The 14,270-nt window shown below is 57.2% G+C and carries 13 protein-coding genes; 6 read left to right on the top strand and 7 right to left on the bottom strand.

What is annotated here, in order from left to right; genetic code table 11:
- Positions 1-307: 307 nt before the first annotated feature.
- The 3 genes from IM700_RS10845 to serS all read right to left on the bottom strand — a co-directional run bounded on the left by IM700_RS10845 (position 308) and on the right by serS (position 3,604).
- Positions 308-964 (bottom strand): guanylate kinase, encoded by a 657-nt coding sequence (locus tag IM700_RS10845; RefSeq protein ID WP_193416944.1) that lies wholly within the window; start codon positions 962-964, stop codon positions 308-310.
- Between the two features lie 157 nt (positions 965-1,121).
- Positions 1,122-2,234 (bottom strand): C40 family peptidase, encoded by a 1,113-nt coding sequence (locus IM700_RS10850; RefSeq protein ID WP_193416945.1) that lies wholly within the window; start codon positions 2,232-2,234, stop codon positions 1,122-1,124.
- A 77-nt stretch (positions 2,235-2,311) separates the two neighbouring features.
- On the bottom strand, positions 2,312-3,604 hold the full coding sequence (gene serS / locus IM700_RS10855) for a serine--tRNA ligase (protein ID WP_193416946.1): 1,293 nt from the start codon (positions 3,602-3,604) through the stop codon (positions 2,312-2,314).
- Positions 3,605-3,915: 311 nt separating this feature from the next.
- Here serS and pcp point away from each other — a divergent pair, with 311 nt between their 5' ends.
- Positions 3,916-4,524, top strand: coding sequence for a pyroglutamyl-peptidase I (pcp, locus tag IM700_RS10860; RefSeq protein ID WP_155604741.1), 609 nt, complete (start codon positions 3,916-3,918; stop codon positions 4,522-4,524).
- A 46-nt stretch (positions 4,525-4,570) separates the two neighbouring features.
- On the opposite strand, the gene IM700_RS10865 is transcribed toward pcp, so the two are convergent.
- Complete coding sequence (locus tag IM700_RS10865; protein WP_155604742.1) at positions 4,571-5,620, bottom strand: bifunctional transcriptional activator/DNA repair enzyme AdaA; 1,050 nt, start codon at positions 5,618-5,620, stop codon at positions 4,571-4,573.
- Between the two features lie 479 nt (positions 5,621-6,099).
- Between IM700_RS10865 and IM700_RS10870 the strand changes: the two genes are divergently transcribed.
- Complete coding sequence (locus IM700_RS10870; RefSeq protein ID WP_155604743.1) at positions 6,100-7,143, top strand: agmatine deiminase family protein; 1,044 nt, start codon at positions 6,100-6,102, stop codon at positions 7,141-7,143.
- A gap of 30 nt (positions 7,144-7,173) precedes the next feature.
- Positions 7,174-8,052, top strand: a complete 879-nt coding sequence (gene aguB, locus IM700_RS10875) for an N-carbamoylputrescine amidase (protein ID WP_155604744.1) — start codon at positions 7,174-7,176, stop codon at positions 8,050-8,052.
- A gap of 88 nt (positions 8,053-8,140) precedes the next feature.
- Here the strand turns inward: aguB and IM700_RS10880 are convergent, their stop codons facing one another.
- Positions 8,141-9,190, bottom strand: coding sequence for a hypothetical protein (locus tag IM700_RS10880; protein WP_193416947.1), 1,050 nt, complete (start codon positions 9,188-9,190; stop codon positions 8,141-8,143).
- Between the two features lie 131 nt (positions 9,191-9,321).
- Between IM700_RS10880 and IM700_RS10885 the strand changes: the two genes are divergently transcribed.
- Positions 9,322-10,221 carry an EamA family transporter gene (locus IM700_RS10885; protein ID WP_193416948.1) on the top strand — a complete coding sequence of 300 codons (900 nt, stop codon included), beginning with the start codon at positions 9,322-9,324 and terminating at the stop codon, positions 10,219-10,221.
- Between the two features lie 74 nt (positions 10,222-10,295).
- Here IM700_RS10885 and IM700_RS10890 read toward each other — a convergent pair whose 3' ends face one another.
- Entirely contained in the window at positions 10,296-11,801 is a 1,506-nt protein-coding gene (locus IM700_RS10890; RefSeq protein WP_193416949.1) for an aminotransferase class V-fold PLP-dependent enzyme, read from the bottom strand.
- A 140-nt stretch (positions 11,802-11,941) separates the two neighbouring features.
- Positions 11,942-12,421: a DsrE/DsrF/DrsH-like family protein gene (locus IM700_RS10895; protein WP_193416950.1), complete on the bottom strand. Its 480-nt coding sequence runs from the start codon at positions 12,419-12,421 to the stop codon at positions 11,942-11,944.
- 327 nt (positions 12,422-12,748) lie between these two features.
- Here IM700_RS10895 and IM700_RS10900 point away from each other — a divergent pair, with 327 nt between their 5' ends.
- Entirely contained in the window at positions 12,749-13,609 is an 861-nt protein-coding gene (locus IM700_RS10900; protein ID WP_193416951.1) for a M23 family metallopeptidase, read from the top strand.
- A gap of 106 nt (positions 13,610-13,715) precedes the next feature.
- A complete protein-coding gene (locus tag IM700_RS10905; RefSeq protein WP_193416952.1) occupies positions 13,716-14,222 on the top strand; it encodes a hypothetical protein in 507 nt (168 codons plus the stop codon).
- Positions 14,223-14,270 lie beyond the last annotated feature (48 nt).

The following is a 14,270-nucleotide window of genomic DNA, read 5'->3' on the forward strand; positions in this document are numbered from 1 at the left end:
AACGACGGCTTAGCACCTAACGCTTGCCACACGGCTAATATCCGCTAAAATCGCCGTTTTGCGGATCTAACGCGGATCACAGAGCTTATTTGCCATCTTCGGGGGTGAAATCGGGGGTTTTCCCCGAAATAGTGTTGCTCAGCGTCGTTAGAATTTCTAGAACGCCGAATTTGCCACATTAGCGTTCCTGGTCAGCGTTAGCGCTGGCACAGTATCCGTACAGCAAGAACCGCAAGCACTCCAAGCACTCAAAACACAAAAAAACGGGTCGCCCCAGCCAGTAACGACCGGGACAACCCGCTTCCATTTATTTTTTCTCCTGCAAAAAACCCTTAATCTTCTCCAGCGTTGCGGCGGGATCGATATTTTGCAGCAAATAGTCGGACTCTTTCTTGTAAACGACCTGCTCGGAGTAGTTCCTTAAATACTCCTCGATCACCTCGGGCGGGGCCCCCTCCCGTTCCTCGCGCAGCCGAATGTCCTCCTTTGTCACATAGAGGAAAATCCGAATCGCCTGCGACCCAAACCGTTTCCGGAACGCCTGCAGGCCATCATGATTCACGACGACGACCGCCGCACCATGTTGTTCCAGCGCCTCGTTTAGTTCATGCTCTGCGATTCCGTAGCTGCCGCGCTCCAGGCGTACGCTTTGGGTAAACGCCTGCCTGCCGAGCATCGCTTGAAAATCCGCATCGGAGATAAAACGGTAGTGCTCACCGTCCTTCTCCCCTGGGCGTTTCGCTCGCGTGGTATAAGGAAGGACATAAGGAAGGCCCAGGTCGGTGCTGAGCTGCTTGGCGATACTTTTGCGGCCCGAACCGCTCGTGCCGGTAATGACGATCACTTTGGGCTGCGGAGTGCGCTCCTCCTCCAGGCCCGCGTCATTGGGCTTGTCAGAAGATGCTTCAGCCTCGTTGCGGGCAAGGCCTTGGGTTGTTTTCGAGCCTTTCAGCCATTTCCACATCGCGTCTCCATGCGCGTTATCCGGGTTCGATTCCTATCCTCGCCGGCAGAACCGCACGGATTCACCTCCTTCGCCATGTCTATACTTCCTATGTCGGCAAAAAGAGGAAAAAATTGAATGATCCCGATTCGCTCCACCATTGATCTAAGCAGCTACCTCAAAACACCCGGCGTGCGGTCACGAACCGCTTTTTCCACTGGCCATCAAACGCCTCGATATGGACTCCTTGCTCTTTGGAATAGGTGTGCAGAATCTGATTGTCGCCAATATAGATGCCGACGTGGCCGATATCCAGACCCCGCGCGCTGAAGAACAACAGGTCTCCCTTGCGCAACTGATCCAGGCTGACTTCCGTACCTTCCTTGGCTTGATCATACGAAACGCGCGGAAGCTCGATCGAAAGAATCTCCTCGTACACCCGATTCACAAAAGAGGAGCAGTCGAACGTTTTCGTTTGGTTGGGAGATGCTCCGAATTCGTAAGGCGTACCTTCAAACGTTTTGCCGTAAGCGATCAGCTCGTCCGCCTGCTTGTCCGCAAGGGTGTCGCTCCGATAGTCGGTGTATTTCGGCTTGGCCGATACATAACCGGAGCGTCCGTCCGGGGTTCGCACCTCCAGCCAGAGCGCACCGGCTTCGCGAACGACATGTAGCTTGCTGCCGGTGGGCAGCAGCTCCTCACCGACCGTTTCGCTCCCGGCATCCGGCGCACTGCGCAGATTGACGCCCCAAGCGATGGTGGTTTCGTATGTAAACGCCGAAGTGATTCGCACCGTGTGGTGATCGCCGTCCCAGACGACATCGCTGCCGAGCGCTTCGCTTACGAACCGTAGAGGAACCAGCGAATAACCGTCCGCGATCTGCCCGGGTACCGGCAGCGTGAGGAGCTGGCCGTTCAACTGAGCCGTGGGGTCGCCAATGCGGTAAACGAGCGTCATTTGGCCTCGGGTGGCCGTGACGGTCTTGCTGGTATCGTCCCAGGCCAGCTTGGCGCCCAGCGCTTCAAACACGTCACGGATAGGGAGCAGGACGCTGCCGTTCACCAGCAAGGGGAGCGTCTCCGTTTGCAGCGGCCGCCCGTCGAGCTCAATCGTGATGCCGCCCTTAGAGGCGGTTTGGATCAACGGGGCCGCAGCCACCGCCCCCGAGGCTCCCAAGGCCGGATCTCCCACGGGCTCCGCACCGGCCGTTCCCGCTTGGGCGGACAATACGAGGGAGGCTGCCAACAGCCAGGTCAGTCCGAGTGTTTTATTGTTGAATGGTTTCGTCATTCTAAATCACCTATTTTCTGGATGGATTTATACTATTGGACGAAATCCAAGCAGATTTGTTGTGTGGAAAATGTTTCCTACCCCTCTGGATTCAACGAGGTCAACCGTTCCAATCCGTTCATATACTTACGCAGCGCATGAGGGATCCGGATGCTCCCGTCTTCCTCTTGATGATTCTCCAAGAGCGGGATCAGGATGCGCGGCGAAGCGACCATGGTGTTGTTTAACGTGTAGCAGTATTGCAGCTTGCCGTTTTGGTCCTTGTACCGGATATTCGAACGGCGGGCTTGGAAGTCGAGCAGTTGCGACGACGAATGGGTCTCCCCGTAGGCCCCACGGCTCGGCATCCACGTTTCGATGTCGTATTGTTTATACGTTTTTTGCGACATGTCTCCGGTGCACACCGCCATTACCCTGTATGGCAGCTCTAACAGTTGAAGCAGTTCCTCGGCGTTTTGGGTGATTTCCTGAAAGAGCTGTTCCGACAGCTCCGGGTTGTTTTCGCACAGCACCACTTGCTCGACCTTCGAGAACTGATGCACGCGATACAAGCCATGAACATCCCGTCCGGCCGAGCCAACTTCGCTGCGGAAACAAAGCGAGGCCGCGGCCAGCTTGATGGGATGGGTGACATCAACGATCTCATGGTCGTAATACGACACGAGCGGAACCTCGGCGGTTCCGACCAGCCAGCGATCGTCCTCGGCCATCCGGTACGTCTGATCCACGCCCAGCGGGAAGAATCCGGTGTTCACGAGCGCCTCCGAGCGTACCATTAAGGGAACCTCCAGCAGGGTGAATCCTTTCGCCGCAAGCAGATCCACGGCCAGCTGCTGTACCGCCCGGTGCAGCAGAACCCCTGTGCCGCTCAGGTAGTAGTTGCGGGCGCCAGCCGTTTTGACCCCGCGGGGAATGTCGATCATCCGATGCTGTTCACCGAGGGCGACGTGATCTCGCGGCGTAAATTCAAACGCGGGCGGTTCTCCGATCTGCTTCACCACGACATTGTCGAGGTCCGACAGGCCCTTGGGCGTATCCGGCGAGACCGGGCTCGGAACAAGCAGCATCAGTCGCCGATACTCGCGCCCCGCCTCCTCAAGCTCCTTCTCCAGTCCGCTCAGCCGCCGGTTCAGCTGTTTCACCTCTTCTTTCAAAGCGGCGGCGGCGTCCGGCCCTTGCTCCCGGATCTGTACCTCAATCTGAGGGGTAAGCCGGTTACGCTCCTGCCGTATCCGTTCCACTTCCTGCAGAAGGGCCCGGCGTTGGTCGTCCCAATGCAATAGCTCCGGGACCGATAACTCGATCCCTTTGTCCTCCGCCACCTGTTGAACTTGTTCTTGATGCTCCCGAATCCATTTACCGTCTAACATGGGTGATCCGCTCCTTTTTCGATGAGAATACAAAAAGCGCCCTTCGTCCGATTGGGACGAGGAGCGCTGTATGCTCGCGGTGCCACCCAAATTGATCAAACCGGCCGGGCCGGGTTGATCCCCTTTAGTTCCGCGGTAACGGGCGGACCCGGTTAGCTTAGGAGGAGATGATTGCGCGTTTGGCGCGCGGGTTCCCCTTGACGAAAACGCCTCCGAGTTGGATGCTCTTCATAGGCATGATTCCGAGATATGATTTGTAAAGCAGTATAACGTATATGACGTAGAATATTCAAGTGGGAGGGGACAGGAAAATGAGAAAATTGCTGCTCACCGGGTTTGAACCCTTTGGCGGTGAATCGATCAATCCGGCAGTTGAAGCGGTGCACCGGCTGCAGGGACGTGTGATCGGTTCCTATGAGGTTATAGGCTTGGAACTACCGACGGTGTTTGGCCAATCGATGGAGCGCCTGCTGGCCGGTATCGAGGAAACGGAGCCGGAGGTGGTGATCGCGTTAGGGCAAGCCGGCGGACGAAGGGGGATTTCGTTTGAGCGGATCGCCGTCAACCTAAGCGATGCCGCCATCGATGACAATGCGGGGAACCGGCCGGTGGATGTTCCTGTCGTGCCGGAAGGCCCGGCAGCGTATTGGACCACGCTGCCGGTCAGACGCATGGCCGACCGGCTGCAGGTCGAGGGGATTCCCGCGTCGCTATCGCTATCAGCCGGTACCTTCGTATGCAACCACTTGTTTTACGGGTTGATGCATCATCTCGCCGTCAGCGGCAAGCCCATCCGGGGTGGGTTCATCCATATCCCCTACCTCCCGGAGCAGGCGGAGCGACATCCCGGCGCCCCGAGTATGGCGTTGGAGCAGCTGGTTGCCGGCCTGGAGTTGGCGATCAGGGTGATGGGGGAGTAACAAAATGTTGTACTAATTACAACATTTCTCTCATAGGGCAGAGCCGCTAAGCGAACGCACCCCCTTCATGCTTCAGCAGCCAGCTTTTGCGGGACAATCCGCCGCCGTAGCCTCCAAGGTCGCCATTCGCGTTGATGACGCGGTGGCAAGGGATAACAAGGGCCAGTTGATTGGCCCCATTGGCCTGGGCGACAGCGCGAAAGGCCGACGGACGGCCAACTTCGGCGGCCAGCTCGGCATACGAGCGCGTCTCCCCTGGGGGGATTTGCCGCAGCCGGGCCCATACCTGCTGCTGAAACGGCGTGCCCAGCAGGCGCAGTGGGGTAACGAACTCGGTCAACCGCCCTTCGAAGTACAGGGCGAGTTCCCGCTCGATCGAGCGGATCGGGCCGGTGAATCCCGGGATCACCGCGGATTTTGTCCGCTTGCGGAGCCGCTCGACTTCGCGCTCCAGACCGCGGCGGTCCACGAACTCCAGCAGGTACAACGCTTCCTCATCGGCGATCGCGATCATCGGCCCGAGCGGGGTGTCGAGCCACGCCGCCCTTAGCACTCGGCTCTCTTCCAACCGGGTTGGTGCAGCCCCCATAATCCGGGAGAAGGCATCCCGGAATCCGCTGCTCGACTCATACCCCATAGCGAGCTGGGCGTCGATGACCGGTCGGCCCGAACGGATGTTACCGAGCGCCAGACCCATCCGGCGGGCGCGGGCGTATTCCACGAAGGTCATGCCAAAGCGCTTCTTGAACTGGCGGCGCGCCGTGGATGCATCGACGGACAGCTGCCGGAAGTCTTCGTCCTTCCAGCGCTTCTCCGGATGAGCCTCGACGGCTTCTACCAACTGCCGGACCAAATCGGACACGCGGCTCGGGTGGGATAACGGGCGACAGCGTTGGCACGGCCGGAACGAGGCGAGCAGCGCTTCTTTGGCTGTTTCGTAAAATTCGCAGTTTTCGAATTTCGGTTTTCGTGCCGGGCAGGTTGGTCGGCAGAAGACGCCGGTGGTTTTGACGCCAACGTAAAATACCCCTTCATACTCCGTTTTTTTCTCCAATAAAGCTTGATAATACTCTTCCTTCCGTTCGGCGAGAATCATTAAGGGAGGGTCCTCCTTGTCTTCAACTTTGTGTCCCCATTATATCGTTTGCAGCAAGGCGGTGCCGCCGAAAATCAGGCATTGATTTTCCGGTCAAGACTTCCATTGTGGGCAAGGGAGATTTGTTATATGATATCATGGTAAATTGGGTGAACGCGCTAGTATTTGGGGGCCATCCGCAGGTCTAACGCTTACCACAGCGCTTAAGTCGGCTCAAATCGCCGATTTTACATTTTAACGCTGCTCACCGTGCTTAAATCTTATTTTTGAGCCGGAATCAGGTGGTTTAATGGAAATAGTGATCCACAGCGTCGTTAGAAACGGTACAACGAGGAAATCCTTCAAATAGCGTTTCTCATCCGCGTTAGAGCAGTGGGAACATCCTAAGGGCATCCATGACATGGAGAATCACTAGGAGGCTGCCCCGAAATCTAGTTTGAAACGATAAATAAATCATATTTTTGAGCGTGGAGGAAACGATGTATCCTAAAGACTTCAACTATAAAATGCCAGCCGAATGGGCGGCACATGAACGCACCTTTATCTCCTGGCCGGTACAGGAGTCGATGGTTTATCCCGACCGGTACGCCGAAGTGTGCGACGGGTATGCCGAATTCATTACGGCGATCGCTGAATTTGAACCGATCACGGTGGTCGTGAATCCGGACGATTTACAAAAGGTGAAGGCCCGCTTTGAGCAGGATCCAAACACGGGTCGCATCTCTTATCTGCCGATTGAGCATAACGACGCTTGGCTGCGCGACAACGGCCCGACGTTCCTCGTCAATCCAGAAGGGGAGCTGGCCGGGGTTAACTGGGGTTTTAACGCCTGGGGCGGCAAATATTCGCCGTGGGATCTGGACGATGCGGTCGCGCCGCAAATCCTTGAAGCCCTCAAAGTGAAACAATTCGACGCGCCATTGGTGCTCGAGGGCGGCTCCATCCATGCGGACGGAGAAGGTACGCTACTGACTACCGAGGAGTGCCTGCTGAACAAGAACCGCAACCCGCACATGAGCCGGGAAGAGATCGAGGCGGCGGTCAAGAGCTTTACGAACGTCGACCAAATCATCTGGCTGAAACGCGGTCTGAGCGGGGACGAAACGGACGGACATATCGACAACGTGGCTTGCTTCGCCGCGCCGGGCAAGGTCATCCTGCAAGTATGCGACGATCCCAGCGACGAGAACTATGCCATTACGCAGGAAAATATCGCGATCCTTAGCGAAGCAACGGACGCCCAAGGCCGCAAGCTGGAGATCCTTCCGATCCCGCAACCGCCGCAGGCGTTCTACGAAGACAGCCGTCTGACGCTGAGTTATTTGAACTTTTATTTCGTCAACGGCGGCATTATTTTGCCGGTCTTTGGCGGGGCTGCGGCGGAAACCGACCGCCAGGCCGTGAAGGTGCTGAGCGAGGCGTTCCCGGATCGCAAGATCCGTACCGTCGACGGCATGGCCATCATCCGCGAAGGCGGCAACGTGCATTGCACGACGCAGCAAATGGCGGCAAGACGCCCATAAACTTTTAGCGAAAGGGGTTCGATCAACGACATGAGAAACGTCAAAGTGGCAGCAACGCAAATGAGCTGCTCGTCCAATAGAGAAGAGAACATCGCCAAAGCCGATCAACTGGTTCGACAAGCGGCGGCGCAAGGGGCACAGATTATATTGCTGCAGGAGCTGTTCGAAACCCCTTATTTCTGCCAAAAAGAAAAGTCCGACTACTACGTCTATGCGACGGAGATGGAGGAGAACGCAGCGATCCAGCATTTCCGTAACGTGGCCAAGGAGCTGGAAGTGGTTCTGCCGATCAGCTTCTATGAGAAAAAGAACAACGCCCGTTACAACTCGCTGGCCGTGATCGACGCCGACGGCGAGGTCCTCGGACGTTACCGCAAGAGCCATATCCCGGACGGACCGGGGTATGAGGAGAAGTTTTATTTTAATCCGGGGGATACCGGGTTTAAAGTGTGGAAGACGCGTTACGCGAAGATTGGCGTCGGCGTCTGTTGGGATCAGTGGTATCCGGAGGCCGCCCGCTGCATGGCGCTGATGGGCGCCGAGCTGCTGTTCTATCCGACGGCGATCGGCTCCGAACCGCAGGACGGCTCGATCGACTCCAAGGATCACTGGCAAATGTGTATGCTGGGGCATGCCGCTTCCAACCTGATGCCGGTGATCGCTTCGAATCGCGTCGGCACGGAAACCGACGAAGAGTCGAGCATCACCTTCTACGGCTCGTCCTTCATCGCCGGGCCGCAAGGCAACAAAGTCGCGGAAGCCGACCGTGCGGAGGAGACCGTGCTGGTGGCGGAATTTGACCTCGACCAGCTGGAGATCCAGCGGATCGAATGGGGGATTTTCCGCGATCGTCGGCCGGATCTCTACAAGATCATCACCTCTTACGACGGCGAGCTTCGCATCGACTAAACCGCATAAGCAACGCCAGATCGTGAAGCCCCCAATTCCACCGTATTTTGTGATTGGGGGCTTTTGCCGATGAGGCGAAGCCGGCGGGTCAAGGCGAGCCGGGTTGAGTGATGTCCGGGTTGGCATCCATGATGGCTTGCGCGATCCTCATCAGACGGGGCAGATAGCGATGTACCTCGTCCGCCCGGCGAAGCAATGCCGCCATCGATGAGACGCCAAGATCGGACAGCAAGGCAAGGAAATCCGGGGCGAGCTGCTCCCCGAGCTCCGGGGCGTCAGCCGCTAGAATCTTATGGCAGCGCGCAAATGTGGCGGTGATCCAGAACACCGCCTCCTGATGGCGCCCGTTCTGGATCAGTTCGCGGCTGCCGTCGATGGCGACCGGACGCGCGCCGGGAGTAATGTCGCTGCGGAAGGGGAACGGCGTTACGGCCCTCGCCGCAGCCATGTCGAATGTGAGGGCCAACGCTTCCAGATGTGACAGCGTCTGCGCAGCGGTGAGTTCCTCGCACCCGAGGAGCTGAAGCAGCTTGGCATATACCTCGCTGTGCCCATACGCCTCAAGCACCTCTCGGGCAGCTAGGTAACGAAGCCGCACCGTCGGATTGCGAAGGGCGGCGGTCAGCAGGACGTGGGTCGTGATCCCGGTCGGGAACAACCATCCCAAGATCTGATCTTGCCGTGGCGCATCGGGATCGATACTGCGAAGTCCGCGTTCGATTCGGTCAAGCGCATGCTTGCAGCGCCGCAGGACCCAAGGCTTCTCGGTGAAGCGAGAAGCCACTTCGGCCTGCAGTTGGCGAAGCCGACCTGTCGGGTCGGCGATGATCGTATCCGTCCGGAAGCTTCCGGCCAGATGGTAATCCGATAACACGGTTTCGGCCGAGGACAGCTGGTTCCAGGACAGATAGGTGACCTCAAGCAGCACCTGATCGACATGGAATTTCCCCGGTTTGGCCGGAGGTTCCTCTAAATCGGTGACGATGATGAGATCGACGTCGGAACTCACCGGCAGATCCGCTTCCTCCGGAAGTCCAACCGTTGAACCGCTGAAGTAAGCTCCCAGGAAATCGGCTTCCCGGCTGACATTTTGGCCGACCCACCGGGCCGCGGCCTTACGGGCTTCTACGATTTTCATCCGTACCTCCTCGTAATGATGCATGCATGTTTCGATGAGGCTCGAAGCATCCCCGTGATACAATCAGGATCACTAGAGTTCAGGGTGACTTTATTCATATGCCCGGACGTTCAAAGAAAGAAGGGATAAGAGTGGCACGATCGCTGTATTTTGCATTAATTCTACTTAGTTTGATTTGGGGAGGCTCCTTTTTCTTCATCAAAGTCCTGCTGCCCGACTTTGGTCCCTGGACCGTCGCGTTCCTGCGTTCTACCTTCGGGCTCGCAACAATTACGGGTGTGATGCTCGTCCTGCGCAAGCCGTTTGGGTTCCGCGCGATACCCTGGGTGGCCATGATCATTATGGCGCTGGTCAATACGGCGATTCCATGGGCGTTGATCGGATTCAGCGAGACGCGGCTGACGAGCAGCCTAGCGTCGGTGCTGAACGCAACAACCCCGCTTTGGACGCTGGTGGTAGGCGTCGTGTTCTTTCGCGTCGCCACGACCCGCATGCAGTGGGCGGGGATGGGCATCGCCTTCCTCGGCTTGCTCGTGCTTGTTGGTGTCAGCCCAACCGCACTCGCCTCGGTGGATCTGCTTGGGTTCAGCTGCATGCTGGCGGCAACGTTATGTTATGCCGTCGGCACGCATCTGTCGAAGCGACTGTCCGGCGGACTGTCGATGTATCAGGTCACCTTCGGCACGTTGATTAGCGCGATGGCGGGCAGCGGGCTCATGGCGCTGACCCTCGAGCGGGACTCGCTGGCGCCGCTGGCTTCCCTTCCCACGCTTGGCGCGGTGATCGGGTTGGGCGTGTTTGGTTCGGGGGTAGCCTATATTCTGTTCTACTTTATGGTGCAAAAAGGAACCCCGCAATTCGCCACTACCGTCACGTATCTCGTTCCGGCCAGTGCGATTATTTGGGGGTTCACGTTGCTGAACGAACCGGTAAGCTGGCGTTTGCTGGCCGGACTGGTGTTTATCCTCGGCGGGGTGTACCTCGCGAACCGGAGCGGCTCGCGCAGCGCCAGACAGGCAGCCAAGCGGTAGGAGAGCCCGGCTGGTTCTGGTTCTGGCGTTGGCGCCGAATCGGAAGCGGCAGTCCTCCCGGCCAAGCCGTCTCGTTAGCCTCCGACCCGCAAGGCGTGAGGCTCCGGCAAGCGAAACCATTTGTCCAGGTCGATCCGGGGTTCTCCACGTCGATGGTACCACTCGTTGGTTCGTGGATCATAAGTATAGTCCCTGGCCCAATTTCGACCTTGGGCGGCTACCTGACCAAGCGCATATCCAATATAGGCGACTTCGCCCGTCGTCATCATCGGATGCAAGGAGATTCGCACCCAGCCAGGTTTTACCGTGAAATCGCCGCCGGCGATTCGCCGGGCGATGCGCTGCGAGACGGTCTGATCGAGTCCAAGCAGATAATGGCCATACGTTCCCGCGCAGGAGCAGCCGCCGCGCGCCTGGATGCCGAAGCGGTCGTTCAGCAGCTTGACGGCCAGGTTATAATGGATCGGCTCCAAGGTGAAAGAGACAATGCCAAGACGCTCACGGCTGCTGCCGCCTAAGACGTTCAGGCCCGGGACGGCTTCAAGCTCCGTCAGCAGCCGATTCGTCAGCTCCCGCTCCCGGCGCAGCAGGCGGCCGATGCCCATCTGCTCCTTGAGTCGCAGACTTAATGCCGTACGGATCGCCTGCATCACCCCCGGCGTCCCGCCATCCTCCCGCGTTTCGGCGTCGGACAGATACTGGACTTCGCCCCACGGGCTGGTCCAGGACACGGTACCGCCTCCCGGGCGGTCCGGCGACGCCTCTGCGCACAGCCCCGCATCCATCACCAGCACCCCGCCCGTGCCGGGGCCGCCCAGGAATTTATGCGGGGAGAAGAGGATGGCGTCGAGCCGTTCCCCCGGCGCTCCCGGCGGGTGCATGTCGATCGGCGTATAGGGCGCGCTGGCGGAGTAGTCCACCACGCAGATGCCGCCATGCTGATGCATTACCCGGGCGAGCTCGTGAACCGGCGTAACAAAGCCGGTCACGTTGGAACAGGCGGTGAATGCGCCTATCTTGACGGGTCGGTCCCGATAGCGGCTCAGCAGGAAGTCTAGCCGGCTGGGGTCGACGCGTCCGTCCGCCCCTGGCGGGAGGCATACGACTTCGCCAATCGTTTCCGTCCATGAGATGTGGTTGGAGTGGTGCTCCATGTGTGTGACAAAAATAACCGGCCGTTCCCGCTCAGCCTTCCCGCTCCGGAATGGTTCACGCCACGGGGCAGGGGCCTTCAACCCAAGCAGGCGCTGCAGCTTGTTTACTGCTCCCGTCATCCCCGTCCCCTCGAACAGCAGGATGTCGTTTGGACCGGCGTGGACTTGGTGTTTGACGATCCGCTTGGCTTCTTCATAAGCGGTGGTCATGGCGGTGCCGGTAAAGCTGGCAGCGGTGTGGGGATTGCCTGCAAACGGACCAAACTCCTGGGCCAGCTTCGTTTCAATTGGCCGATACAGACGGCCGCTGGCTGCCCAATCGGCATACCGCAGCGTTTGGATCCCGTACGGCGTCACAAATGGATGCCGGTAGCCGATCGTATTTTCCCGGTAAACCTCGAATTCCAATTCCTCTGTCTCCAGCAAGCCGAGTCTCCCCCTATAGGTAATTGTAAATAATCACGCTTTAGGGTATGTGCATTCGCCTAGGGGCGTTAGGGGAAAGGGAGAGAGTTCGGAAAACGTCCACAAAGGGGACGGGCGGCTCGCAGAAGACAGCCTCGCATTCAAATAAACAGCTGTATGTCCGATTCCAGTGCATCGCGCAGGTACGTTTGCGCATCGATGATCTCCAGCTCTGGGAGGAACTCCTCCGGCTTGAAGCCCATGATGTCGACCGACAGCTTGCAGCCGTAGAACTTGATGTTCTTCTTACGGGCTCCTTTCAAGAAATGGATCAGCCGGGGGGCTTCCTGGTCTTCGATCATCTCGTTCAGCATCCATTTGCCCAGCCCGCTGTAATTCATTTTGGAGAGGGGCAGCTCCTCCGGCCCTTTGGGGGTCATCCAGGTCATCAGCTTTTCGTACAGCGTCTTGTCCTCCAGCGTCATTTTCTCCGGATCGCGCACGAGAAACAGGCCCCAGAAGGCAAAAAACATCGTCACCTCTACGCCGATATCCCGCGCGCTATTCGCCAGAATCAGTCCGGCCATCGCCTTATCGTAATCCCCGCTGAACATGAGCAGGTTCATCCTTCTTTGCGCCATCGCAACCAAGCCTCCATTATTTATTGTTTGGATAAAGCTGGTATTAGTATGGTTCAGGGGAGGCCGTCTATCCTTGGTTCATAAATCGCTCAAAATTTACTGCAATTTGGGGTCCACCGGGCGATGGCTGATTTCCAAATCCAGTCGTATTCCAAGGGATCAAACCCTCCATTTTTTTCTTGTTTTTCGTAACTTGCACATTCCTCGGCTTTTTATGCAATCCCCTTTTACTCTTGAGCCACTTCCAAAATCCACCGCTTATCTGTCCTCCTCATTTCCTGTACGATGGAAGGAGTCCAACTATTACATCTGCTAGGGGTTGACATCATGAGTAACAAGAAGTGGACACTGGGCATCGCTGGGGCAATCGCCGGCACCTTGTTATTTAGCAGCATATCCAGCGCAGCGCCTTACACGGTGAAATCAGGGGACTCCCTGTGGAAAATCGCAACAGCCTACCAAATCAGCACAACACAGTTAAAATCGATGAATCAGTTAACCAACGATTGGATTTATCCGGGTCAAGTGCTGCAGGTCCCTGGACCAACGGCTTATACAGTGCAAAATGGAGAAACACTTTGGTTGATCAGCTTAAAATTTAAGGTTTCGTTGAATTCGCTGATTTCAGCAAACCCGCAATTATCGAATCCCAATAATATCTGGGCCGGATTGCAAATCAATCTCCCGGCGGAAGCGAAATTATCCAATACCGTATCCAAGCCAGACCGGTTCGAAAATGGCTTCTTCCCGCTCGCCAAGGGGACGTATAACCCGATGACGAACAGTTATGGCGATGGACGGGCATGGGCTGAAGATGGTACTGCTCAGCGCACGCACGAGGGGATCGACATTTTCGCTGATGAAGGGACCCCCGTCTACAGCGCGATGGCCGGAGAAGTCATGAACTACGGCTGGAGCGAGCTTGGCGGCTGGCGGTTGACCGTGCGGGTCGACGGTTCTACCGCATTTTATTATGCGCATCTGTCGCGTTATGCGAAGGGGATTGGAACAGGCAGCAAATTAACGAAAGGTCAGTTGATCGGTTACGTTGGCAGCACGGGCTACGGCCCGGAGGGGACATCCGGTCTATTCCTGCCGCATCTGCATTTTGGTATCTACCAGACGTCGCCGTGGAAAGCCCTCAACGCCTATCCGTACCTAAGCTGGTGGGAAGCGAATCGTTCCTAGCAGGGCCGAAGGCCCTTGATTCCCGGGGTGCCTTTGAGGTACCCTTTCTTTACGCCGTCTACAACCAAACCGGCGAGACATGTTTTTTAGTTTGAGGTGATCGTTTATGAAGAAATCCGTCTTAGGATTAGCGGCGGCATTAGGACTGCTCTTGCTTGCCGGATGCAGCACGTTTGATCCGGTCGACCAGGCGCTGACCCGACTAAGACCGGCTGAAACCAAGGCGACCTCCGAGCATGCGGACGGCCCCTTCACTGTAGAGCTATCGGTTCCGAAACGCGCTGGTTTAGACGCGAAGTTTACGCTGATCGCTAGCCTGCACAATCTGTCAAAACAACGGTTTGAACTGCAGAGCAAGCCACGGGTGTTTCATTACCTGATTGTAGACAGTGCGGGGAACCGGGTGAACACGATCACCGAGGTGGACCGTGCGGTAGCTCGCAGCATGGGGGGCGAAACGGATATCAACGAGTTTTTCGAAACTCGAATCGATCGGATCGGCACGTATGAAATTTATGCGGTCGCTGAATTTTCGGTCAAAGAAGATGGCGTATACAAGGACCTCACGTACGAGACGGAACATCACCGCATCAAAATCGGCCCCTACAGCTGAAAAAGAGCAGACCCGAAGGATCTTAAGGATCCCCGGCATCTGCTCTTT

This window comes from Paenibacillus rhizolycopersici, assembly GCF_014947195.2.
Classification (GTDB): Bacteria; Bacillota; Bacilli; order Paenibacillales; family Paenibacillaceae; genus Fontibacillus; species Fontibacillus rhizolycopersici.